25 protein-coding genes and 1 riboswitch are annotated in these 22292 nt (G+C 42.2%); of the genes, 21 read left to right on the plus strand and 4 right to left on the minus strand.

Going from position 1 to position 22292, the window contains the following annotated elements; translation table 11 throughout:
• Positions 1-6: 6 nt before the first annotated feature.
• The 10 genes from PU629_RS05145 (at position 7) to PU629_RS22550 (ending at position 8647) form a co-directional block, all read left to right on the plus strand.
• Positions 7-1791: an acyl-CoA dehydrogenase family protein gene (locus tag PU629_RS05145; protein ID WP_275283207.1), complete on the plus strand. Its 1785-nt coding sequence runs from the start codon at positions 7-9 to the stop codon at positions 1789-1791.
• A gap of 571 nt (positions 1792-2362) precedes the next feature.
• Positions 2363-2677: a hypothetical protein gene (locus PU629_RS05150; protein ID WP_275283208.1), complete on the plus strand. Its 315-nt coding sequence runs from the start codon at positions 2363-2365 to the stop codon at positions 2675-2677.
• Between the two features lie 29 nt (positions 2678-2706).
• On the plus strand, positions 2707-3063 hold the full coding sequence (locus PU629_RS05155) for an arsenate reductase family protein (protein WP_275283209.1): 357 nt from the start codon (positions 2707-2709) through the stop codon (positions 3061-3063).
• Between the two features lie 65 nt (positions 3064-3128).
• Positions 3129-3512, plus strand: a complete 384-nt coding sequence (gcvH, locus tag PU629_RS05160; RefSeq protein ID WP_275283210.1) for a glycine cleavage system protein GcvH — start codon at positions 3129-3131, stop codon at positions 3510-3512.
• Between the two features lie 208 nt (positions 3513-3720).
• Positions 3721-4044: a thioredoxin family protein gene (locus tag PU629_RS05165; protein WP_275283211.1), complete on the plus strand. Its 324-nt coding sequence runs from the start codon at positions 3721-3723 to the stop codon at positions 4042-4044.
• Positions 4045-4217: 173 nt separating this feature from the next.
• Entirely contained in the window at positions 4218-4973 is a 756-nt protein-coding gene (gene sigI / locus PU629_RS05170; RefSeq protein ID WP_275283212.1) for an RNA polymerase sigma-I factor, read from the plus strand.
• A 33-nt stretch (positions 4974-5006) separates the two neighbouring features.
• Positions 5007-6215 carry an anti-sigma factor domain-containing protein gene (locus tag PU629_RS05175; RefSeq protein ID WP_275283213.1) on the plus strand — a complete coding sequence of 403 codons (1209 nt, stop codon included), beginning with the start codon at positions 5007-5009 and terminating at the stop codon, positions 6213-6215.
• A 140-nt stretch (positions 6216-6355) separates the two neighbouring features.
• Positions 6356-6709 (plus strand): hypothetical protein, encoded by a 354-nt coding sequence (locus tag PU629_RS05180; protein ID WP_275283214.1) that lies wholly within the window; start codon positions 6356-6358, stop codon positions 6707-6709.
• Between the two features lie 198 nt (positions 6710-6907).
• Positions 6908-7016, plus strand: a riboswitch (SAM riboswitch).
• Positions 7017-7202: 186 nt separating this feature from the next.
• Positions 7203-8234 (plus strand): homoserine dehydrogenase, encoded by a 1032-nt coding sequence (locus tag PU629_RS05185; RefSeq protein ID WP_275283215.1) that lies wholly within the window; start codon positions 7203-7205, stop codon positions 8232-8234.
• A gap of 269 nt (positions 8235-8503) precedes the next feature.
• Positions 8504-8647 carry a YuzK family famiily protein gene (locus PU629_RS22550; protein ID WP_481900475.1) on the plus strand — a complete coding sequence of 48 codons (144 nt, stop codon included), beginning with the start codon at positions 8504-8506 and terminating at the stop codon, positions 8645-8647.
• Between the two features lie 904 nt (positions 8648-9551).
• On the opposite strand, the gene PU629_RS05190 is transcribed toward PU629_RS22550, so the two are convergent.
• Entirely contained in the window at positions 9552-9752 is a 201-nt protein-coding gene (locus PU629_RS05190) for a hypothetical protein (protein ID WP_275283216.1), read from the minus strand.
• Between the two features lie 393 nt (positions 9753-10145).
• Between PU629_RS05190 and sufC the strand changes: the two genes are divergently transcribed.
• The 8 genes from sufC (at position 10146) to yunB (ending at position 18496) form a co-directional block, all read left to right on the plus strand.
• Positions 10146-10931: a Fe-S cluster assembly ATPase SufC gene (gene sufC, locus PU629_RS05195; RefSeq protein ID WP_275283217.1), complete on the plus strand. Its 786-nt coding sequence runs from the start codon at positions 10146-10148 to the stop codon at positions 10929-10931.
• Between the two features lie 172 nt (positions 10932-11103).
• Positions 11104-12414 carry a Fe-S cluster assembly protein SufD gene (sufD, locus tag PU629_RS05200; protein ID WP_275283218.1) on the plus strand — a complete coding sequence of 437 codons (1311 nt, stop codon included), beginning with the start codon at positions 11104-11106 and terminating at the stop codon, positions 12412-12414.
• Positions 12414-13637 (plus strand): cysteine desulfurase, encoded by a 1224-nt coding sequence (locus tag PU629_RS05205; protein WP_275283220.1) that lies wholly within the window; start codon positions 12414-12416, stop codon positions 13635-13637. Before sufD ends, PU629_RS05205 begins: the two co-directional genes overlap by 1 nt.
• Entirely contained in the window at positions 13627-14070 is a 444-nt protein-coding gene (sufU, locus tag PU629_RS05210; RefSeq protein ID WP_275283221.1) for a Fe-S cluster assembly sulfur transfer protein SufU, read from the plus strand. The genes PU629_RS05205 and sufU overlap by 11 nt, the downstream gene beginning before the upstream one ends.
• A 162-nt stretch (positions 14071-14232) precedes the next feature.
• Complete coding sequence (gene sufB / locus PU629_RS05215; RefSeq protein WP_275283222.1) at positions 14233-15630, plus strand: Fe-S cluster assembly protein SufB; 1398 nt, start codon at positions 14233-14235, stop codon at positions 15628-15630.
• 148 nt (positions 15631-15778) lie between these two features.
• Complete coding sequence (locus tag PU629_RS05220) at positions 15779-17182, plus strand: bifunctional metallophosphatase/5'-nucleotidase (protein WP_275283223.1); 1404 nt, start codon at positions 15779-15781, stop codon at positions 17180-17182.
• A gap of 75 nt (positions 17183-17257) precedes the next feature.
• A complete protein-coding gene (locus PU629_RS05225) occupies positions 17258-17560 on the plus strand; it encodes a YunC family protein (RefSeq protein ID WP_275283224.1) in 303 nt (100 codons plus the stop codon).
• A gap of 144 nt (positions 17561-17704) precedes the next feature.
• On the plus strand, positions 17705-18496 hold the full coding sequence (yunB, locus tag PU629_RS05230; protein WP_275283225.1) for a sporulation protein YunB: 792 nt from the start codon (positions 17705-17707) through the stop codon (positions 18494-18496).
• A gap of 50 nt (positions 18497-18546) precedes the next feature.
• On the opposite strand, the gene PU629_RS05235 is transcribed toward yunB, so the two are convergent.
• Together PU629_RS05235 and PU629_RS05240 are read right to left on the minus strand one after the other, a co-directional pair.
• Positions 18547-19539, minus strand: a complete 993-nt coding sequence (locus PU629_RS05235; RefSeq protein ID WP_275283226.1) for a M23 family metallopeptidase — start codon at positions 19537-19539, stop codon at positions 18547-18549.
• Between the two features lie 112 nt (positions 19540-19651).
• Positions 19652-20206 (minus strand): YhcN/YlaJ family sporulation lipoprotein, encoded by a 555-nt coding sequence (locus tag PU629_RS05240; protein WP_275283227.1) that lies wholly within the window; start codon positions 20204-20206, stop codon positions 19652-19654.
• A 123-nt stretch (positions 20207-20329) separates the two neighbouring features.
• On the opposite strand from PU629_RS05240, the gene PU629_RS05245 reads away from it, so the two are divergent.
• On the plus strand, positions 20330-20620 hold the full coding sequence (locus tag PU629_RS05245; protein ID WP_275283228.1) for a YutD family protein: 291 nt from the start codon (positions 20330-20332) through the stop codon (positions 20618-20620).
• Between the two features lie 26 nt (positions 20621-20646).
• Here PU629_RS05245 and PU629_RS05250 read toward each other — a convergent pair whose 3' ends face one another.
• Positions 20647-20937, minus strand: coding sequence for a hypothetical protein (locus PU629_RS05250; protein WP_275283229.1), 291 nt, complete (start codon positions 20935-20937; stop codon positions 20647-20649).
• Between the two features lie 129 nt (positions 20938-21066).
• Between PU629_RS05250 and PU629_RS05255 the strand changes: the two genes are divergently transcribed.
• The gene (locus PU629_RS05255; RefSeq protein ID WP_275283230.1) at positions 21067-21513 is read left to right on the plus strand and encodes a DUF86 domain-containing protein; all 447 of its coding nucleotides are present in this window, start codon (positions 21067-21069) and stop codon (positions 21511-21513) included.
• A gap of 14 nt (positions 21514-21527) precedes the next feature.
• The gene (locus PU629_RS05260) at positions 21528-22292 is read left to right on the plus strand and encodes a TIGR01457 family HAD-type hydrolase (RefSeq protein WP_275283231.1); all 765 of its coding nucleotides are present in this window, start codon (positions 21528-21530) and stop codon (positions 22290-22292) included.

Consider the following 22292-nt stretch of genomic DNA (forward strand, 5'->3'; position numbering starts at 1 on the left):
ATGAAAATGGGAAACACAGCAGAAAAAGCTTTAAAAGGCGGCTCATTTCTAGTCGATGATCTTGATCCAAGTCAACTTTTTGTGACAGAAGACTTAACTGAAGAACAAAAAATGATTGCTAAAACGACTGAGGATTACATTAAGAAAGAAGTCCGTCCTCATATTGACACATTAGAAAACCAAGATCTTGAATTAACGAAAAAACTTTTGAAAAAAGCAGGCGACTTGGGTCTACTTGGTGCGGATGTTCCAGAAGCTTATGGCGGGATTGGTCTTGATAAAATCAGTTCTTCTTTAATTACTGAAAAATTTGCGGCAGCCCGTTCTTTCTCATTAAGCTACGGTGCCCATGTTGGCATTGGTTCCCTTCCAATTGTTCTTTTTGGCAACGAAGAACAAAAGAAAAAATACTTGCCTAGTCTAGCCACCGGTGAAAAGTTTGCCGCTTATGCGCTTACGGAGCCAGGTTCGGGTTCTGATGCACTTGGTGCGCGTACAACAGCACGCCTTAACGAAGAAGGCACTCATTATATTTTAAATGGTGAAAAGCAATGGATCACGAATTCCGGCTTTGCCGATGTCTTTGTCGTCTATGCAAAGATTGATGGGGAGCAATTCTCGGCTTTCATCGTTGAAAAGGAATTCCCTGGCGTTTCAACAGGGGCTGAAGAAAAGAAAATGGGTATTAAAGCGTCCTCGACTCGTACACTTATTCTAGATAATGTACCTGTTCCTAAAGAAAACCTGCTTTATGAACCAGGAAGAGGTCATGTCATCGCCTTTAATATTCTCAACATCGGCCGTTATAAGCTCGCAGTTGGCTGTGTAGGCGGTGCTAAGCTTGGTGTTGAAATAGCTGTGAAATATGCGAAAGAACGTCAGCAGTTTAAGCAACCGATCGCGAATTTCACCTTGATTCAAAATAAGCTAGCAAACATGGCTATTAAGACCTTTGCTTCTGAAAGCTCTGTCTATCGCACAGTTGGCCTATTTGCTGATCGTCTGGATGCGCTGACGGAAGAAGAAGCTAAGGATGGATCCAAAATCGCGGGTGCTATTGCCGAGTACGCCATGGAGTGTTCTTTGAATAAAGTGTTCGCTTCTGAAACTTTAGATTTTATTGCGGATGAAGCGGTGCAAATTCATGGGGGTTACGGCTACATGCATGAATATGAAGTGGAAACCATGTACCGTGATTCTCGAATTAACCGCATTTTTGAAGGAACAAATGAAATTAACCGTTTGCTCGTTCCTTCTACGATCTTGCGCAAAACAATGAAGGGAGAGCTTCCGCTGCTTCAAAAAGCCCAAACTCTTCAAGAAGAGCTCATGATGCTGATGCCAGAAGAGCCAGGTACCGATGTGCTGGATAAAGAAAAATACCTTCTTAAGAATGCGAAGAAAATTTTCTTAATGGTGGCAGGTCTTGGTGTTCAAAAATTTGGTAAAGCACTTGATAAAGAGCAAGAGCTGCTCTCGAACGTAGCCGATATTGTAAACGGCATTTATACGATGGAATCCGTGATGGTTCGGACGGAAAAAGGCATATTGAAGGACGGAGAAGCCGCTCATCAACAAAAAATCTTGATGACGGAGGTCTATTGCCAAGAAACCTTCGAAGTCATTGAACGGCTGGCTAAAGAATCTCTCCTTATGATTGAGGAAGGCGATACGCTTCGTATCATGCTTTCTGCACTTAAGAAACTCGCACGTTTTACACCAGACAACGTTATTGCGAAAAAACGGCAAATTGCTGCTGCTCTAATTGAAGCAGAAACATTTATTGTCTAATCTGATCGCTACTCTCTTATTTCACACTCTTCATTTTATTGGCCTCCTTTTTTTGGGGGCTTTTTTTTATTAGGCTGTTTTCGTAAACTTTGTTGTTTTTTTTAGGCTCCAATAAGCTCGCTTTCCGCGGGCAATCCGTGAGCCTCCTCGGCAAAATACGCCTGCGGGGTCTCATCTGGCATGCTATTCCCGCAGGAGTCTCGCCTATTTCCACCTATTTTTTATCGAATAGCAACAATCTTTTAGAAAAAGCCTTTTATTATTAAAAAGTATAGACTTTCGTGTTCGCGTTTATGGATGATCGTATAAGAAAAACTAAAGCTTCCTCTCAGGACTTGGCGATAAGCCAAGTTTTTCTAATATTCATTGCAAGAGTATCGGTTTCTTTTCTGTGATGGGTGGTTGTGTTACGTTTGTTACAGAGACTTTACCTATTTTTCTTGACTTGTTTTGGCAAGCTAGAAGTGGGAGGTCCGCTTTGGAGAGTTATTTTAATTTTTAGGTTTGTTTGTCTTGAGGCGTTTTTTGATATAATAATTGTGGGTAATGCAGAGATTAAGGAGGCGAATCGATGTCAAAATTAATTCGGGAACTACCAATGGGAGATTATGTCGTGACATTGCATGAATTAGCTAATGGAGATCTACAATCAAAGCTTTCATCAGCAAGTCAGGGCCCTCTTCTTGAAATTCACAAGCTTGCAGAAAATGGACATCTGCGCGTGAAGGAACTGGAACTGGGGAGCGCCTATCTGAAAGTTGAACATCTTGCTCTCTTGTTAACGCTTATTGGAGCAGGGGATGAAATGCTTGAAGAGATAAATAATCTTAATAGCCTGTCCCTTGATCACGATTCGAATGATTCAAATGACGATATTACCGATTAAGACATTTTGAAAGATTAAAGGAGAAGAGAATGCTCACCTTTTATGGTTATCCGCAGTGCGGCACGTGCCGGAAAGCGCAGAAATGGTTGAAGGACCATGGACGCGACTTTCATTTCATACATATAGTTGAATCCCCGCCATCAATAGAAACGCTTAAGCGATTGATTGAGTTAAGCGGTCTTCCGATTGTGAAATTTTTTAATACAAGCGGCAAGCGTTATCGGGAGCTTTCATTAAAGGATAAAGTAAAAGATGCGAGTGATGAGGAATTGCTTGAGCTGCTCGCTTCTGATGGCATGCTTATTAAACGTCCGATAGTAACCGATGATCAAAAGGTGACCGTGGGATTTAATGAAGAAACCTTTGGCAAAACATGGGGCATATAAAAAAGCTTGGGTTCTTTACCTAAATATACTAGAATAGAACTATGAACAACTCTGGAGGGATCCATATGACCATACCTAAAGATTTGCGTTATTCAAAAGACCACGAGTGGGTCAAACAAGAAGGCAGTACAGCCAAAATAGGCATCACTCATTTTGCACAGGACGAGCTTGGTGACATTGTTTTTGTTGAGTTGCCAAGCGTTGGAGATGAATTAAAAGCAGGCGAGCCTTTTGGAAGTGTTGAATCTGTCAAAACGGTTTCAGAGCTTTATGCTCCTATAGGCGGAAAAGTCGTCTCTATAAATGAAGAGCTTGATGATTCACCAGAGTTTGTCAATGAATCCCCTTATGAAAAAGCGTGGATGATTGAAATCGAAGTGGAAGATGCATCTGAAATTGAAGAACTTTTAACTGCTGAAGCATACGAAGCGATGATCAGCGAGGAGTAAGTATTTCTTAAAACCTGCAGAATTTCTGCAGGTTTTTTTTTAGGCAGAAAAAGGAATCGATCTTCCTAACGTTTCCTTTGCCAAAAATGAGAGAGTTAATTTATACTATTTATTAGTAAGTAGATACAAGGTTTCGTGGATGTTACAACAATGAAACGGGAGAACCGTCCCCGCGTTTCCCCTCGTTTCGTGATTGGAGCAGGTTGTGATGAGAGAGTTGTCGATGGAGTCTTTTCTGGCTGATGAGCGCAAGGTGTATGAGGTGCTTTTTTTTCACACGCCTTTTTGTGGGACTTGTCAATTGGGTGAGAGGATGTTAAAGGTAGTTGAAGAGGCTTTGAAGCAGCCTTCTCTTGCTTTTTATTCATGCCGAGTGTCCGAATGGCAGTCTTTGGTACAGAAATGGCAGATAAGCAGTGTGCCAGCGCTTGTCCTTTTGAAGAATGGTGAACGAGTGGACAGCTGTTATGCGTTCGAGTCGGTGCCTTTTCTGTATGATTTCCTCCAAAAGTTTATAACGAATTCTAAATGATTTCCTCCTTCGTATAAAAATGTTAACAATTTGTAGTCAAACTGTTATGTTAATCGAACTGAATTCAGTGGTATAAATATATAGGCATATGCAGAAGACGCTCTTTTCTCTGAATGGTGCGTCTTTTTTCTATGACGAAGAGCTGGAGTACCCTTTAGGAGGTGAGAGGATCTATGCTTTTTAGTCGCAGAAATGTGAAAGTTAAAAAAGAGGATAAAGGCTCACTGGAAGAAATAGTGATGCGAATCCAATTAGGTGAAGACGGTCTAAGAGAATCACTGATAAATGATTATCAACCTTTTGTTAAAACGGTTGTTTCAAAAGTTTGCAAGAGATACATAGACCAAACAATGGATGAATTCAGCATTGGTTTACTCGCCTTTGATCAAGCCATAGACCACTATAAAGAAGGACAGGGATCTAAGTTTTTAACCTTTGCAGATATGGTGATACGAAGACGTTTAATTGATTATATACGCAAGGAAGCTCGACGCAAGAAACATGAATGGCTGGATTCTGAGACAGATGATCCGGAAGAAAGCGAAGAAAGTCTTATTCATCAACAAGCGGCGCTGGACTCTTATCAAAAAGACCAAGAATCGCAAAAAAGACGTGAGGATATATTGGACTATCAACGTTATTTACAGGAGTTTGGTCTTAGTTTTGAAATCCTTTCACAGCAAGGACCGAAGCATGCGGATTCCCGAAATAATGCCAAGCATATTGCTTTAACTTTGGTAAAACATCCCGAATTAAGCGGGAATTTCCTGCAAACCAAACAACTTCCAACAAAAGAATTATTAAAATATGTTTCCTGTAGCCGCAAAACAATCGAACGGAATCGAAAGTATATAATAGCGATCGCATTGATCTATTTAGGGAAGTACACGTCGTTGATGACTTATATAGAACCTGAATCGCTGGATTAATAACAAGCAACCTAGAGAAAGGAGGTAAGGGCTATGGCAAAAGGGATATTGATGTCAAAAGAAGGTCATGATGGAATTCTGCTGACGAGCGAAGGGGCTTTTGTGAAAATCGTGCTTCCAAGTCTGGATGCGGCAATTGGAGATGAAGTTGAAGGAGAGCTTAAGAGGCGTTCCTTTAATCGTCCAAAGCCGATACTATCCGCTCTCGCAGCAGCCTGTCTATTCCTTTTTGTTCTCATTGGAACCCTTCAGATCGGAGGCTCGCACCAGGCCGTTGCGGCTTACGTAAGCTTTGACATCAATCCAAGCTTTGAAGCGGGAATTGATAAGGCGCTTCAGGTAAAGGAAGTCCATCCGATGAATTCAGATGGTTCTAAGGTTTTAAAAGAAATTCCGAACTATAAGAATATGTCACTCAAAACTTTTACCCAAAAAGTAGCCGACGTCTTGGATAAAGAGGGTTACTTTAAGCAAGAACCAAGCTTAGTTATAAGTACAGCGGTAGACACAAAGGTGACTGGAGATAAGGCTAAGAAGATGACAGCAACGATTAACCAAGCGGTTCAAGAGATAAAGAAACAGCCCGATTTTTCATCTCACCAAGGAACGGTTCAGGTTCTGAAGGCCAATATGAAAACTCGGAAAACAGCCGCTAAGGAAGGCATGACGGCTGGTAAATTCATCTTATATAAAAAAGTGAATAAGGTAGATCCAACTGTTACGGTCAAAAAAGCTAAAACGATGTCTGTGAAGGATTTATATACTTATACGCATGAGTCAACTAAGAAAACCACGCCGAAACAGGTGCCTTCTCCCCAAGGACAGGACAACCGAGTGATTTCTCCAGCGAATAAAGGACAACTCAAAAAGCAGACGAATGATCTAACAAAAGCCCCGTCACTGTCTTCACCGCGAGCATTGAAGAAGGGAAATGGAAAAGCGGGTGCTTCAGAGGCTAAAGGAAAAGGGGGAGAGAACAACGCTCAGAACAAAAATAAGACTAAGAATAAAGTCTCTCCTCAACCCCCTTCTCCAAAAGCAAATAAGCCTTCAAAAAAAAATGAGAAAAATAAAGCCGTTCATCCCCCCATTAAAAAGGATGAAGTCTTCAAGAATAGCTTTAAAAAAAATGATCGGAATAGCAAAAACAGAACACCAAAACAGCCGGTTCATAGGACAAATCTCCATCATCATTTTAACAAAGAGATGCATGGACCCCAATTTATGAAAACGTATAGGTGAAAAAGGATTCGAATAGTCATGATGTTGGATAGACGTATCATTCAAAGTCTGTCACAATAAAATGAAAAGACCATGCAAACTATTTGTGAGAACATTAATCGCTGATCTGCAGGCCTAATAAAGAGTTGGGGGATTTGTCAATGATTATGGAAGAGGTACAACAGTTTATCGAGGCTTTGGAAGGGAAGACATCGTTATATCCGTTGTATGCTAAGAAATCTCTTACGATAGAATTTGTGGTTCAACAAAATCGAATCTGGATGGTTATTTCAAACAAGAGGCACGAGATTTTAAAAGAAGAACCTTCAGCCAAAGCATCAATTGTGGTCACCGCTCAAAATGAGGCGAGTTTAGAGAAAATATTAAGAGGCGAACAGCCCCTTTTGCAATTATGTTCCGAAGGCGTTGTTCAAGTTGAAGGGGCGTTTAATGATCAATTAACCCTTGAATCCATTCTGATACTTGGAAGCAGTCATTCTTATCTCGTTGTCTAATGTTAGGAAGGAATCGGCCATGATGATTTTCAAAAATAAGCCTTTTCTCCCCGGAAAATTGTCTTGCTCCCTAATGATTCCTTCAACCAAATCGAGCACCTAAAATTATCACTTAAGTCTGTTATCAGACTGTTGACAAAAATTATAAGATGTTGTTAATATTATAAATAATAATTAATTTACAATTTCATAGTGTGTTTCTTATCCAGAGAGGTGGAGGGACTGGCCCGATGAAACCCGGCAACCTCCGATCAAGTTGATCGGAAAAGGTGCCAATTCCTGCAAGCATACGCTTGAGCGATAAGGATTTATAACTATTATAAACCCCTGTCGACCCAGGGGTTTTATTAGTGTCTGTTAGTATTAAATGAGTTTAAAGAAAAAGGATCGCCCAATTTCACTCTGAAATTTAATATAACATTCCAATATGGACCCTTATTTCAAATAAAACATGATAGAACTTGCAGTGTTTAGTATGAGAAGGGATGGTTATATGGCAATTAATATTTGTCTTTTAGGATTCGGTACGGTCGGCTCTAGCGTCTACAACCTGATTCAAACTCGAAAAGAGGCGCTTCGTGAATTACTTGGCGATGACTTATCGATTACCCATTTAGTCATTAAGGACACAGGGCAAAAACGAGATATTGATGAATCGGTCCAACTGTCTATTGATTTTTTATCAGCGATCAAGTCAGGGACCATTGATCTTGTTATTGAAGCCATCGTAGGGGTGGAGCCCGCATTTACATATATTAAGAGCGCTTTAGAACACGGAATTCCAGTTATAACAGCAAATAAGGAGATGTTTGCCGAAAGAGGCGTCGTCTTAAGGCAGCTGGCAAAGGAAAATCAGACCGTGATTGGTTATGAAGCAACCGTTGCAGGTGGAATCCCAATTATTAGAACTATCACGGATTTGTTGCATGTGAACAAAGTATCGCGAATTGAAGGGATCTTAAACGGAACATCCAATTTTATCTTGACGGATATGCGCAGTCATCTGCATTCCTTTAAAAAATCATTGAAAGCCGCTCAGGACCTTGGTTATGCAGAGGCGGACCCCACAAGCGATATAAAGGGGTATGATGCTTTTTATAAATTGATGATTCTTTGCCAGGATGTTTTTGGGAAGCAGCCAAATCGGGAAGAGGTCACGCGAATCGGCATTGAGGGCCTGACAAGTGAGGACTTGCACGAAGCGGCAAAAAAGGGCGGGCGTATGAAGCTAGTAGCTGAGGCTTTTATCGATGACTCAGGACGGATTCACGCCTCCATTACACCCAAATTTATCGATAAAAGTCATCCTTTGTACGGTGTTGAAGGTGTTGAGAATGCGGTGACCGTCCACACAGATTTGTTAGGGGCGTTAACTTTAAAAGGACCAGGTGCAGGAGGCATGCCGACTGCAAGTGCGATTCTTGAAGATATTACGCGCATTAGCTTACAAATGCCTTTGAAATCTAAACGCCTTCAAAAGATTAAGCAAGTCCAACAGGCCGCCGAGGCGGAGGTTTCTCTGTAGCCACTGATAGTTCTGGAACCTTCCGAGCACACGTTTAGGCTTACGGCCGGCCCGTTTTGTGAATCATGCCTTAAAAGCTAGGAATAGGGAGCAATTGTATTCAATCTCTCTATATTTAATGGTCATCCCATGTGAGCATTGTCAGAATGATCATACCCTTTCAAATCAGAATTGTTACCCGTAAGATCGGGGTGCTAAAATGGTTATGGTTAAACAAATGAAAGGGATGATTCATTATTAACACCATTCACGTGACCTACACGAATGAAATGGAAAAAGCCTTGTATCAAACCCACGGTATTAATTATTCGGAGTATGAACGGAGTCTTGAAAAACGGCTTGAGGTTGAAAGAGCTCGAGAAGAAGAGTATTTAAAGAGTAAGACCCTTGCTGTTCATCCAGCTTATAAATAGAAAAAATAGAGAAAAAGGCGTCATGTGGCGCTAAATACAAATTGGATGGCTTTTTAAGCCATCCAATTGATTTTTTTAAGGGGGGGTGGAGATGTAGTTATGTCACCACTCGCCTGGGTTGAGCCTCATACTGGCAGTCGTTACACTGTGGTTGATTAGGCGTAACGAGAATACGCTATCCTCCGTGAAATGGGCCAGAGTGCTGAAATAAAGGACTGACGTTATGCCTAATTCGGTTGAGCGTAACGAGGATTCGCTATCCGCCGCGAATCCGGCCGGAATGCCGAAATAAGGGACAGACGTTACGCCTATTTTGATTGAGCGTAACGAGAATACGCAATCCTCCGGGAATCGGGCTGAATTGCCGAAATAAAGAAATGCCGTTACGCCTATTTTGATTGAGCGTAACGAGAATACGCAATCCTCCGGGAATCGGGCCGGAATGCCGAAATAAAGAAATGCCGTTACGCCTATTTTGATTGAGCGTAACGAGGATACACTATCCTCCAGGAATCGGGCTGAATTGCCGAAATAAAGAAATGCCGTTACGCCTATTTCGTTTGAGCGTAACGAGGATACACTATCCTCCAGGAATCGGGCTGAATTGCCGAAATAAAGAAATGCCGTTACGCCTATTTCGTTTGAGCGTAACGAGGATTCGCTATCCGCCGCGAATCGGGTCGGAATGCCGAAATAACGGATTGCCGTTACGCCTATTTTGATTGAGCGTAACGAGGATACACAATCCCCCGTGAAATGGGCCGGAATGCCGAAATAAAGAAATGCCGTTACGCCTATTTTGATTGAGCGTAACGAGAATACGCTATCCGCCTCGAAATGGGACGGAATGCCGAAATAAGGGACTGAGGTTACGCCTATTTCAGTTGAGCGTAACGAGACTACGCTATCCCGTCGCTAATCGGGCTGGGATGCCGAAATAACGGATTGACGTTACGCCTATTTCGATTGAGCGTAACGAGACTACGCTATCCGCCTCGAAATGGGACGGAATGCCGAAATAAGGGACTGAGGTTACGCCTATTTGGGTTGAGCGTAACGAGAATACGCTATCCGCCACCGAATAGGAGATTAGGCGAATGGCCATCAATCCTAGCCATCTAATTGGACTTGTTCTGAGTGGCGGAATTCGTTGAAATAGCGGAAAATGGCGAGAAATAGTGGGGGATAGCAAGAAACCGCGGGAAATAATGGGGATAGTTCTCCTTTGTTATTATAAGGAGGACTGTCCCCCTTTTTGCCCCCTTTGTTGTCCGTTGCTGCGGCATCTTTCGTTCTTTCTCTGCCTCCTCTAATGTTTGAGATTCTTGTTCTTGGCAAATGCTATGAGCATTGAAATTGTGGAAGAAAATCCATTCAAATAGTAGCGTCTAAACTTGATTTGAAGTAAATATTAATTTAGAATGAGAATAGATTGAGAATTGCTTTCCTAGACAGGAAAGTTTCTATAGAAAAATAGATAAAATGGAGGGTCTTCTGTATGTCTCAACCATCATTAAAAATTGAAAATCTACATGTATCGATCGAAGGAAAAGAAATAGTCAAGGGCTTGAATTTAGAAATAAACGGCGGTGAAATTCATGCCATCATGGGACCAAACGGAACGGGTAAATCGACGCTTGCATCGGCTCTAATGGGGCATCCAAAATATGAAATTACTGAAGGAACGGTCACATTCGATGGGGAAGACCTCCTCGAGATGGAAGTGGATGAGCGCGCACGTGCCGGTCTCTTTTTGGCTATGCAATATCCAAGCGAAGTCAGCGGTGTAACGAATGCGGATTTCTTACGGACTGCTATTAATGGCCGCCGCGGAGAAGGTAATGAAATTCCGCTAATGAAGTTTATCAAAACGTTAGACCAAAAAATGGATATTCTCGACATGGGCGAGGAATTCTCTACACGTTATCTAAATGAAGGATTTTCAGGCGGTGAGAAAAAACGCAATGAAATTCTTCAGTTAATGATGCTAGAACCTAAGATCGCTATTCTTGATGAAATTGACTCAGGTCTAGATATCGATGCTCTTAAGGTTGTATCAAAAGGTGTCAATGCGATGCGTTCTCCTGACTTTGGTTGCTTAATCATCACTCACTATCAACGTTTGCTTAATTACATCACACCAGACAAGGTTCATGTTATGATGCAGGGCCGTATTGTTAAGTCTGGCGGACCAGAACTAGCTGAACGCTTAGAAGCACAAGGCTATGATTGGGTTAAAGAAGAATTAGGAATTGAAGATGAAACGATCGGTCAAGAAGCTTAATTCAAACGATTTTTCTTGAAAGAATTAGTGAGTTTTTGTCTAGCACAGTGCCCAGTCGAAATGCCTTAATGAAATCAGGCACCCATTACAGCCGTTTTAGTACTTGGTAAGCTGCTATGGATGACTTCGGTACATGCGCTTTTCTGTAAACCAAGTAGTAGGAGGAAATGCGATGTCAACGGAAACCAAAGCGCCGAAAGTCGACGCAACTTATATAGAAGATTTTAGCAGTCGTAGAAGTGAACCAACTTGGCTTCTTGATTTGCGAAAAAAGGCTCTTGAAGAGATGGAAGTTTTACCTCTTCCAAAAGCAGAGAAAACACGGATCATTGGTTGGAATTTCACTTTCTTTGTTCCTGAATCTTCGGGCGAGGCGGTAGCAACCATCGAATCCTTGCCTGAACGGGTTCAACAATTAATCGGAAAAGGGGAGCAGTCTGGAAACCTCCTCGTTCATCACAACGAAAAGGGTGTCCTTGCTTCTCTATCTGATGAGTTGAAGAGTAAAGGGGTTATTCTAACGGATATCCAGACAGCTGCTCGTGAGCATGGAGAGCTGTTGCAAAACTATTTCTTTGGTAAAGCATGTGATTATAAGGCTAATAAATTGACGGCTTTAAATGCGGCTTTAGGAAATGCTGGGACGTTTATCTATGTTCCTAAAAACGTAGTCATTGATGTGCCTTTACAAAGTGTTTATTGGCAAGAGGACCCAAGCGTCGGCTTAATCAATCACGTTATCATTATTGCCGAATCTGGAAGCTCGGTAACTTATGTCGAGAATTATCTCTCTGAAGATACAGAGGACTCGGGTGTGGCTAACACCATTGCAGAAGTCTATGTAGGTGACAATGCACGGGTTCAATATGGAGCGGTTGATAACTTATCTAAGAATGTTACCACTTATGTGAATCGACGTGCCTATGTTGGCCGTGACGGTAAAATTGAATGGGCGCTTGGACAAATGAATGATGGCAACATTATTTCTGAAACCTATACAGCGCTTGTAGGAGACGGCTCCGTCGGCGATACAAAAGCAGTGAGTGTCGGTCGTGGAAACCAACATCAGAATTTTACCAACTATATTCAGCACTTCGGTAAAAATTCAGAAAGTAATCTGCTTATCCATGGCGTTCAACGAGAAGGGGCGAACGCAATTTTTAATGGCATTACGAAGATTGAACACGGTGGAACTAAGTCAAATGGGGATCAAACACAGCGTGTCTTAATGCTAAGTGACAAGGCTCGCGGGGATGCAAATCCGATTCTTCTGATCGATGAAGATGATGTTATCGCTGGACATGCGGCTTCAGTTGGACGTATTGACCCTGTTCAATTGTATTATCTAATGAGCCGCGGTATTAAAAAAGAAGATGCTGAGCGCCTTGTTATTCACGGTTTCTTAGCACCTGTTGTAACGCAGCTCCCTGTTGAAGGGGTAAAAGCGCAACTAATTGAAGTTATTGAAGGGAAAGTTAAGTAATGTTAGATATAAAGGCGATTCGCGAACAGTTTCCCATACTTGACCAAGACGTCAATGGACATCGCCTTGTTTATTTGGACAGCGCAGCAACTTCTCAAAAACCGATCACTGTTATTGAAGCACTGGATGACTATTATAGAAGATATAATTCTAATGTTCACCGCGGTGTTCATACATTAGGGACAAGGGCGACAGATGCCTATGAAGGGGCTCGCGAGAAAGTACGTCGTTTTATTGGGGCTGAGCAAAGTCAAGAGATTATTTTCACCCGAGGAACTACGGCTTCTTTGAATTTAGTAGCCCAAAGCTACGGTGGCGATAACCTTCAGCCTGGTGATGAAATCGTCTTAACAGAGGTTGAGCATCATGCCAATTTAATTCCTTGGCAGCAGATAGCTAAACGAACAGGGGCTAAGTTAATCTATATTCCCCTGCAGGAAGATGGAACGGTCACGGTCGAGGCAGTTCGGCAAACCGTTACTTCCAAAACTAAAATTCTTGCTATCGCTCATATCTCAAATGTTCTTGGATCGATTAATCCGATTAAAGAATTTGCAGCGATTGCCCATGAAAACCAAGCGGTTATTGTTGTTGACGGTGCCCAAAGTGCTCCTCATTTGAAAATAGATGTTCAAGACTTAGACGTTGATTTTTATGCTTTCAGTGGACATAAGATGTGTGGACCAACTGGAATTGGCGTATTATATGGTAAAAAGGCATTGCTTGAAAAAATGGAGCCTGTGGAAACTGGAGGCGAAATGATTGATTTTGTCGGTCTCTATGACTCCACATGGAAAGAACTGCCTTGGAAATTTGAAGCAGGAACCCCCATCATCGCTGGTGCCATCGGTTTAGCTAAAGCTATTGAATTTCTCGAAGGCGTTGGATTAGAGGCGATTCATGATCATGAATCAAGGCTAGCTCAATATGCATTAGAGGCCCTTTCAACGATAAAAGGATTAACCATTTATGGTCCAAAGAATCGATCGGGTGTCGTGACCTTTAATGTAGATGATGTTCATCCCCATGATCTCTCAACCGTTCTTGATGCAGAAGGAATAGCCATTCGGGCAGGTCACCATTGTGCTCAACCGCTTATGAAATGGCTAGATGTATCAGCGACGGCACGTGCAAGCTTCTATTTATATAATGACAAAGAAGAAATTGATCGTTTGGTCGATGGGGTCCAAAAAGCGAAGGAGTATTTCGGTTATGTCATCTAATAATTTGGATCAGCTTTATCGCCAAGTCATCATGGATCATTATAAGAATCCACGAAATCGAGGATCATTAGAGACACCTGAATCGGTTACCATTGATATGAATAACCCGACATGCGGTGATCGTATCCAACTTCAACTGCAAGTGGAAGACGGCAACGTTAAAGATGCCCGTTTTACCGGTGAGGGCTGTTCAATCAGTATGTCTTCGGCGTCCATGATGACAGAAGCTATTAAGGGAAAGTCATTAGAGGATGCTCTTAAGATGTCAGAGCTTTTCTCCGATATGATGCTTGGTAAGGAGATTGACCCAGGTGAGCTCGATCTTGGAGATATTGAAGCTCTGCAAGGTGTCTCGAAGTTCCCTGCTCGAATTAAATGTGCTACCCTTGCTTGGAAAGCGATGGAAAAAGGACTTCACGATCATCATCATTAAGGTCATGATTTGTGTTAAACTAAATAAGTTGCAACTCGCTTAAAAAATGTTGCTCACAGGCTTAATCATAAGGCTCCATAAACATACAGTCGGTGACAAATGTCACAGGAATAGAAGTCATCGATACTAATCGATGATTAAGCAAATAAGGAGGGGAACGATTTGGCAAAGAAAATGCCTGAAATCGGTGATTATAAATATGGCTTTCATGATAAAGATGTTTCCGTCTATCGTGCTGACCGTGGCTTAACAAAAGAAGTGGTTGAAGACATTTCTAAACGCAAAAACGAGCCTCAGTGGATGCTTGATTTCCGTTTGAAAGCACTCGATCATTTCTATAAACGTCCTATGCCACAATGGGGTGGGAATCTAAACGATTTGAACTTTGATGATATCACTTATTATGTAAAGCCATCAGAGAAATCGGGCCGTTCATGGGATGAAGTACCTGAAGAAATCAAACGTACTTTTGATAAGTTAGGGATCCCTGAAGCCGAGCAAAAATATCTGGCTGGTGTCTCCGCTCAGTATGAATCTGAAGTGGTTTACCATAACATGAAGAAAGACCTTGAAGATATGGGTATCGTCTTTAAAGACACGGATACAGCCTTACGTGAAAATGAAGACTTGTTCAAAGAATACTTTGCGTCTGTTATTCCGTATTCCGATAATAAGTTTTCTGCCCTTAACTCTGCTGTATGGTCTGGTGGTTCCTTTATCTATGTTCCTAAAGGCGTCAAGGTGGAAACACCGCTTCAAGCCTACTTCCGAATTAACTCTGAAAACATGGGACAATTCGAGCGGACACTTATTATTGTCGATGAAGGGGCTTCTGTGCATTATGTTGAAGGGTGTACGGCACCAGTCTACTCGACGAACTCCCTTCATAGTGCTGTTGTTGAAATCATTGTTAAAAAAGATGCTTATTGCCGTTACACAACAATCCAAAACTGGGCGAACAACGTTTACAATCTTGTAACGAAACGTGCAGTCGCTATGGAAAATGCAACCATGGAATGGATTGACGGCAACATCGGTTCTAAGCTTACAATGAAATATCCTTCGATCCTGTTAAAAGGAGAAGGGGCACGCGGAAATACCCTTTCCATTGCGATTGCCGGGAAAGGTCAGCACCAGGATGCAGGGGCAAAAATGATGCATTTAGCACCAAATACTTCCTCAACCATCGTTTCTAAATCAATCTCTAAGAGCGGCGGGAAAGTCACCTACCGAGGTATGGTTCACTTTGGCCGTAATGCATCTAACTCTCGCTCAAACGTTGAGTGTGATACGTTGATCATGGATAACGAATCGACTTCAGATACAATTCCATACAACGAAATTCTTAATGAGAACATTTCACTTGAGCATGAAGCAAAAGTATCAAAGGTTTCCGAAGAGCAGCTCTTCTATCTCATGAGCCGCGGAGTAACCGAGCAAGAAGCAACGGAAATGATCGTAATGGGCTTTATCGAACCATTTACAAAAGAACTTCCAATGGAATATGCGGTAGAAATGAACCGTTTGATCAAGTTTGAGATGGAAGGCAGCATCGGTTAAGCTGTCAGCCGCCTTTTAATTGGATTGATTGACCTATTACAATGAATGGAATATGATTCAAGGGAGCAACGATTCGTTGCTCCCTTTATATATTAATAAGCCTATACGGGTAAAATTTGCCTATAAGGATTTCAGGAGAATTAGCCCTTTGGATACCATAAAGAGAAGGGGTGTTGGGGTGAACATTCATCTCTTTCATACAAATGATTTACATAGTCATGTTGAGTTCATACCTAAGCAAAGAAGTTTGCTGACGCGGTTGATGAATCGCGCTCAAGAGCAGCATGAATCAAGCTTATTGATTGATTTAGGCGATCATATGGACCGCTCAAATCCTTTAACCGAAGGGACCTTTGGAAAAGGAAATGTAAGACTTCTTAATGAAATGGATTATGATCTCGTGACGATCGGAAATAATGAAGGCATTACATTTACAAAAGCTGATCTGGAAGCCGCTTATCAGGATAAAACGTTTCCCATCTTGCTTGCGAATTTATTTAATGAAAGCAGCGAGAGACCCGCTTGGTGCAAGCCTAGTCAAATTCTTGATATTAATGGCATGAAATTAGGGTTTGTAGGGGTGACTGCGGATTTTTATGATTTTTATAAAGGGTTAGGCTGGCGTATTGAAAGCCCTATGGAAGTTCTGAAGAAGTATGTTCCATTGCTTAAGAAACAAGCAGATGTCGTGGTCGTTTTATCTCATGTTGGGAAATCATTTGATGTCCAACTGGCTCATGAACTTGATGGCATCGATGTCATTCTTGGGAGTCATAGTCATGATTTACTGCCCAATGGGGTGATGGAAAAGGACACGTTAATCGTACAAGCAGGGAAATTTGGCCAGCACGTTGGTGAGGTCGTGCTAGAAATAAATGAATTTAAGCAACTTGTCTCGAAACAAGCACGACTTTATAATGTCCTGGAAGAGCCGGATGACTTAAAGATGTTGGCGATTGTCAAAGAGCTTGAGCAAGAGGGCAGAAGGAAGCTGCTTGCACCTGTTACTGAACTGGATGAGACGATGGCAATCAATTGGGATCAGGAAAGTCCGTTTGCTGAACTCTTGGCGGAAGGCTTGAAGGAGTGGTGCCAAGCGGATATCGGAATGATTAATTCAGGTGTCTTGTTAGGAGATTTGGCTCCAGGTGTCGTGACGAAGGGGGAACTCCACCGACTTTGTCCGCATCCTTTAAACCCTTGTCGGCTGACTTTAAAAGGGCAAGATCTTTTGGAACTCCTTCATATTGGTCAATCCTCTGAATTCAAGCAGTGGGCTCTTTTAGGTTTTGGATTTCGTGGAAAACGTTTGGGGGGACTTGTTTATTCAGGTCTGACCTATGAATGGGACGAGTTGAACCAATGTCCTCACCATGTTCAAATTAATGGTGAGGAGCTGCAATCTGACAAGTCTTACACGATTGGAACCGCGGATTTGTTCACGTTTAGTCATATTGCTCGACCGTTGATGCGGGTCATGGAGATTCGTATTTTTATGCCTGAGTTTTTGCGGGATGTCTTAGCTTGGCAACTGTCAAGAAAGGCAAGATAATTTTGTCCCCTAAGACAGCCTATTTATTGAACGTTTCTTGGACATTCTCATAGAATAGTGTCAGGGAGGGGTACTATGATTGAATTAAAACCATTATTCATTGAAGGTCATCCATTTACAGCTGTTTCAGTTGAACTTCCTAAAACGACTCTATTGGCTGTTTATAATGATAACGGCTATATTATGTGCGGGGCGCTAGATGTTAAGCTCCTTAATGAGAAGCTTGCAGATCGCCACATTCTGGCAGGTCGTGCGACAGGGGTTCGAACCATTGAGCAACTGTTGCAAGCCCCGATGGAATCGGTGACCTTTGAAGCAGAAAAACGGGGCATCACAATAGGCACCATCGGAAAAGATGCTTTGCTAAAAATGGTCTGATTAAAGACGTTTCTTTGAAACATTCAAGGGAATTTGATGGTAGAACGGACATTTCCCCCCCGAATCCTCCTCGGGAAATTTAAAAATTATTTATAAATTTATCCCCCGGACAAAGCATATATTGGCTTTAAAGGGGGATGTTTTATGTTTAAAGCCAGGAGAAGTCGTCCCCGAAAACGGGTTCCTTTTCGTTATGTCTTTGTCTTTGCTTTTATTGCTTTTATTGGAATGACGGTTTGGGGGCTTGTGATTGTTAACAAAGGGATCAAGCCAACGCTCATGGACATTGCCCAAACAAGAGCGACTCAAATTGCAACTTACGCCGTTAATATTGCGGTAGGGAAGAAAGAAATAAGAGAGATGCAGGATGAAATGAATCAGGCGGGCCCAAATGGTGGTAAAAATCAATTGTTTGTCTATCAGTATGATAAAAACAATGACATTACAGCGATCTCTTATAATTCTGTAGCCATTAACCAATTTAACAACCGAGTCGTTAATGATGTTCAAGAATATTTACGTCTTATAGAAGATGGAAAAACACCCATCAGCAATCCTGCCTTAGGGGAAATTAAAATGGATTCACAGAAGGGCTTAGTGGACCGGGTTCCTATAGGTCAAGCGACGAATAACGTTCTCTTATCCAATTTGGGGCCAAAAATTCCAATCCGCTTTCAAGTCTTAAGCAATATTCAGACGGATGTTAAACGTCAAGTGGAATCCCTCTCTATAAACAATGTCTATGTTCGGATTTATTTAAAAGTTACTGTTGAGGTACAAGTCGTTATTCCGTTTCAAATGAAGACTGTGAAAGTTTCAACCAATGTTCCGGTTGCCGAACAGCTCATCCCAGGTCAAGTTCCAATCTATTGGGGGGGTGGCAGCTCATCAGGACCGTCTGTTCTAGTACCTAATGATAAATCGACTAGCAAATAAATAAAAAAGGGAAGCAAATCAATGAAAAAGAAGAATTAAGCCTGTAGGACTTAATTCTTCTTATTTCTACTGGCTTCCCATTCCCAGTGGCGAAGAGAGGGATAAGGGTCAAAGCTATAATCACGTTTGCCATTATACCCATATAATCCATAATGGAGGTGAGGCGGAAAGCGCCCTGATGTACCTGGAGGGCCATAACCGGAACTTCCTACATAGCCAATGACATCCCCAGGCTTGACGATGCTTCCTTTATGAATGTCCTTAGCATAGGCTTGTAAGTGGGCATAATAATGATACAGGGCATTTGAATCACGGATGCCAAGTCGCCATCCTCCATATTTATTCCATCCCTTTAATTCAACGACGCCATAGGAAGTAGCCTTAACGGGTGTCCCGTAATTGGCAAAAATATCCGTGCCTTCATGGATACGCCGTCCTCCCCAGCCTCTTCCGGCACCCCAAGATGAGGTGTAATCATAATTATAGTTTAAAGGAATCGGGAAATCATGCTCTGACAGATCTAATGTATGAAAGGTCTCATAGAGCTGGTCCAGTTCGCTAATGATGGTGACTGTTTCATCACGGTGATAATAGTCCCATAACCCTTGTTTTTCAGTTTCCAATGTTCCCCCGTAGTTGGATAAATAATGAGCCATTGAGTAGAGAACATCTTCAGGATCATTCTGGTCTGCTTTGCCATCCCCGTTTCCATCTAAACCCATCCCGTGAAAGAAGGAAATGGTCACTGGAGAGGTGTCTTCAGGATTAGGATTAAGAGGTCCAACCCATTTAATCGGATCGATGTGTATCCTAATAGGAGAATCGGTGCTCACTTCCTTAGAGCGTAGGGTACTTTTTTCGTATTGATTGACCGCCGCAAGCATCGTCCATGGGACATGCGTAAGCGCAGCTGTTTTTAGGTATAAAGCGATTGGATCAGTTGTTGGCTGAGATTCTTTGGCAGACGTTCCTTTTGACAAGAAAAGGGAGACGGCCAAAGCAGAAAGGATGATGCAAGCAACTCGTTTTGATAGAGAAGACATCAGACCTATTCACTCCTTTCGGTTTCTGAGTCGTTATTTAACTGACGTTTGGTTCAATTCCCCATTTTCTTTCGGTTCATCTTGAAGCCCTTGAGGAGATTCGAGCATTTGTTCAATTATTGATGGCAGCAAGCAAGCGGTGGCTGTTAGATGAACTAGCTGTATAGTCCTTATAGCGTGCTATATCTGCTGCCGCGTTATGGGCATCGGAAATATAAATTTTATAATAAGTGGGAACGGCTGCTCGAGCGGTTGCCCGTACCTGCCCTGCTGCTTCCTCTCTATTTGGATTATCGGTCTTGTAGCCGATGAGAATGTATTGATCCGTCACAAGGGTTCCCACATCATAAATAGTGGGAAGCGTTAAGGTCAGCCTTGTCACAATATCCGCGAGTGCTTGGTAATCGGTTTTCGGAATATGCTTAGAGGATAAGGCGTTTTCAGACCCTGGTTTTCGGGAGTAATGAATGTACCCAAAAGCCCCTTTTTCTAAGTCTTCTGCTTCATGGGTTTGGATGACTGGAGATGGTCCACTATACGTCACATCAGTCGTAGGATCTTGCATCCGGCCTGAGTCCACTGCTAAGTGATTATTATGAGTGCTTAATCCACAACCGCTTAAGGTGACGGTTAGAATGAGACCTAAAATAACAGCAACCTGTCTCATCAATATCCCTCCTAATCATAGGATGACCTCCCGTTCTCCGAAATCCTCTAGTAATCACAGGAGAACTTGACAAATATTGTTGTCTATTGGATGAATATGATAAGATAATTTTGGGTGATAACGATGGAACAGGAAAACAAAGAGGTTGTAAAGGTTGATCAGCATCACTATGAACTCATCACGAATTACCGAGAGGCATGGGATGAAGAAGCCTTTGCTAAGCGATACAGTGATATTTTAAGCAAATATGATTATATTGTAGGCGATTGGGGCTATGAGCAGCTCCGTCTTCGCGGCTTTTACGAGGATGACAATCGCCGCGCTGCTTTCGATTCAAAAATAGGGACCTTACCCGATTACATTTACGAGTACTGCAATTTTGGCTGTGCTTACTTTGTTGTTAAAAAAATCTAGGGCGCATAGAGGGAACACCCCCGGAATCAATCGGGGGTGTAGTTGTCGTAGGGCTTTTCTTTTTCAGTTTTTGGATCGTCGTGGGTGTGGTGAGCGTCCGGGTATTGACGAGGTAAGTTCTCGTGAAAATTTCGGTATTCATAGGCGAAGTTGGAATAAAACTGCTGGCCTTCTTCCCACGGGGTTTCCTTGTTCTTTACAGGATCGTCTTTGTGACGGGGAGATCCAACAGGTCCTTCAGGAAATTCTTCAGCTGTCAAAAAGTTTTGCCTCGTTTCGGCATTAGAAACATCGGAATAGTTATCTTTTTTACTCATACTAATCCCCTCCTTCTTTATAAATTAACCGAATGCTTCGATTCCTATCCTCCTGTATCGATGGACGGAGGCAGGGAGGCAAAAAAGCGCGGAAACTCTAACAAAACTATTAAATACGAGGTGATCATTATGTATTTTATTGATCGAGATAAGATGGAAGCTCTCCTTCAATTTATGGAAACCCAATTTGCAGACCTTAAAGGTTTCTCTTCCTGGCAGTCCACGATTCAAATACGTGCCCTTGAGCGTATGACGCAACTCATAATTGAATCTTTTTTGGATGTAGGAAACCAGCTTATTGATGGTTTTATTATGCGCGATCCGGGAAGCTACGAGGATATTGTCGATATTTTAGTGGATGAATCCGTCTTGCCTTTAGAAGAGAAGGAAGCTTATCTCAAGCTTGTTCAGCTTAGAAAGCAATTGGTTCAACAATATGAGGAACTATCATCGGACACTTTAAAAGAACAGCTGCAGGCTCATCTGTCAACTTGGTCGACCTTTCCGAAACAGGTCAGAGGTTATGTCGAATCGGAATTGGGTCCAGTGTCTGCATTTAAGCCGGCTTCAAAATAGAAAGGGTGAGAAGAATGCGTTATAAAGGCTATTTAATTGATTTGGACGGAACGATCTATAAAGGAAATGAACCAATCCCTGAGGCAATCGCCTTCGTAAAGGAGCTTGAATCAAAAAAGATTCCATATCTTTATGTCACTAATAATTCGACGACGACACCTGAAAAAGTGGCTGAACGATTACAGAAGATGGGGGCCCCTGCTGATAAGGAGCATGTGTTAACAACGAGTCAGGCTTCAGCGAGTTTTATTGCCGGACAGGCCCCGGGAGCTTCTGTTTATTATATTGGCGAAGAGGGACTCAAAATAGCTTTAGAAGAGGCAGGGCTTCAAGTAGTAGAGGAGGCGCCTAGTGATTATGTCGTGATTGGACTTGATCGCGGTTTGACTTATGAGAAGTTAACGAGGGCTTGCTTGGCCATTCGAGGGGGAGCACAATTTGTCTCCACCAATTCGGATGTCGCTTTACCTACTGAAAGAGGCTTGGCACTTGGGAATGGTGCCATCACTGAATCGGTGAGTGTTTCAACAGGTGTAGCCCCTATTTATATTGGGAAGCCAGAATCCATTATTGTCGATGAGGCATTAAAAAGGATAGGGTGCCAGAAATCAGAAGTGATTATGGTGGGCGATAATTATGACACCGATATGTTGGCAGGTATTAGAGCAGGTGTCGACACCTTGTTTGTCTCAACCGGTGTTACGAAAGTGGAGGAACTCAATCAGTTTGACGAACAGCCAACCTATTCCTTAACCTCATTAAAAGAGTGGTCCTTTTAA

Origin of the sequence: Pullulanibacillus sp. KACC 23026, from assembly GCF_029094525.1 — a bacterium.
GTDB lineage: Bacteria > Bacillota > Bacilli > Bacillales > Sporolactobacillaceae > KACC-23026.

Bases quoted from the DNA above. Each gene is read 5' to 3' on its own strand.
- PU629_RS05145 (WP_275283207.1), top strand. From the start codon at position 7: ATGGGAAACACAGCAGAAAAAGCTTTAAAAGGCGGCTCATTTCTAGTC.
- PU629_RS05150 (WP_275283208.1), top strand. From the start codon at position 2,363: ATGTCAAAATTAATTCGGGAACTACCAATGGGAGATTATGTCGTGACA.
- PU629_RS05155 (WP_275283209.1), top strand. From the start codon at position 2,707: ATGCTCACCTTTTATGGTTATCCGCAGTGCGGCACGTGCCGGAAAGCG.
- gcvH (WP_275283210.1), top strand. From the start codon at position 3,129: ATGACCATACCTAAAGATTTGCGTTATTCAAAAGACCACGAGTGGGTC.
- PU629_RS05165 (WP_275283211.1), top strand. From the start codon at position 3,721: ATGAGAGAGTTGTCGATGGAGTCTTTTCTGGCTGATGAGCGCAAGGTG.
- sigI (WP_275283212.1), top strand. From the start codon at position 4,218: ATGCTTTTTAGTCGCAGAAATGTGAAAGTTAAAAAAGAGGATAAAGGC.
- PU629_RS05175 (WP_275283213.1), top strand. From the start codon at position 5,007: ATGGCAAAAGGGATATTGATGTCAAAAGAAGGTCATGATGGAATTCTG.
- PU629_RS05180 (WP_275283214.1), top strand. From the start codon at position 6,356: ATGATTATGGAAGAGGTACAACAGTTTATCGAGGCTTTGGAAGGGAAG.
- PU629_RS05185 (WP_275283215.1), top strand. From the start codon at position 7,203: ATGGCAATTAATATTTGTCTTTTAGGATTCGGTACGGTCGGCTCTAGC.
- PU629_RS22550 (WP_481900475.1), top strand. From the start codon at position 8,504: ATGGAAAAAGCCTTGTATCAAACCCACGGTATTAATTATTCGGAGTAT.
- PU629_RS05190 (WP_275283216.1), bottom strand. From the start codon at position 9,752: ATGGCCATTCGCCTAATCTCCTATTCGGTGGCGGATAGCGTATTCTCG.
- sufC (WP_275283217.1), top strand. From the start codon at position 10,146: ATGTCTCAACCATCATTAAAAATTGAAAATCTACATGTATCGATCGAA.
- sufD (WP_275283218.1), top strand. From the start codon at position 11,104: ATGTCAACGGAAACCAAAGCGCCGAAAGTCGACGCAACTTATATAGAA.
- PU629_RS05205 (WP_275283220.1), top strand. From the start codon at position 12,414: ATGTTAGATATAAAGGCGATTCGCGAACAGTTTCCCATACTTGACCAA.
- sufU (WP_275283221.1), top strand. From the start codon at position 13,627: ATGTCATCTAATAATTTGGATCAGCTTTATCGCCAAGTCATCATGGAT.
- PU629_RS05225 (WP_275283224.1), top strand. From the start codon at position 17,258: ATGATTGAATTAAAACCATTATTCATTGAAGGTCATCCATTTACAGCT.
- yunB (WP_275283225.1), top strand. From the start codon at position 17,705: ATGTTTAAAGCCAGGAGAAGTCGTCCCCGAAAACGGGTTCCTTTTCGT.
- PU629_RS05235 (WP_275283226.1), bottom strand. From the start codon at position 19,539: ATGTCTTCTCTATCAAAACGAGTTGCTTGCATCATCCTTTCTGCTTTG.
- PU629_RS05240 (WP_275283227.1), bottom strand. From the start codon at position 20,206: ATGAGACAGGTTGCTGTTATTTTAGGTCTCATTCTAACCGTCACCTTA.
- PU629_RS05245 (WP_275283228.1), top strand. From the start codon at position 20,330: ATGGAACAGGAAAACAAAGAGGTTGTAAAGGTTGATCAGCATCACTAT.
- PU629_RS05250 (WP_275283229.1), bottom strand. From the start codon at position 20,937: ATGAGTAAAAAAGATAACTATTCCGATGTTTCTAATGCCGAAACGAGG.
- PU629_RS05255 (WP_275283230.1), top strand. From the start codon at position 21,067: ATGTATTTTATTGATCGAGATAAGATGGAAGCTCTCCTTCAATTTATG.
- PU629_RS05260 (WP_275283231.1), top strand. From the start codon at position 21,528: ATGCGTTATAAAGGCTATTTAATTGATTTGGACGGAACGATCTATAAA.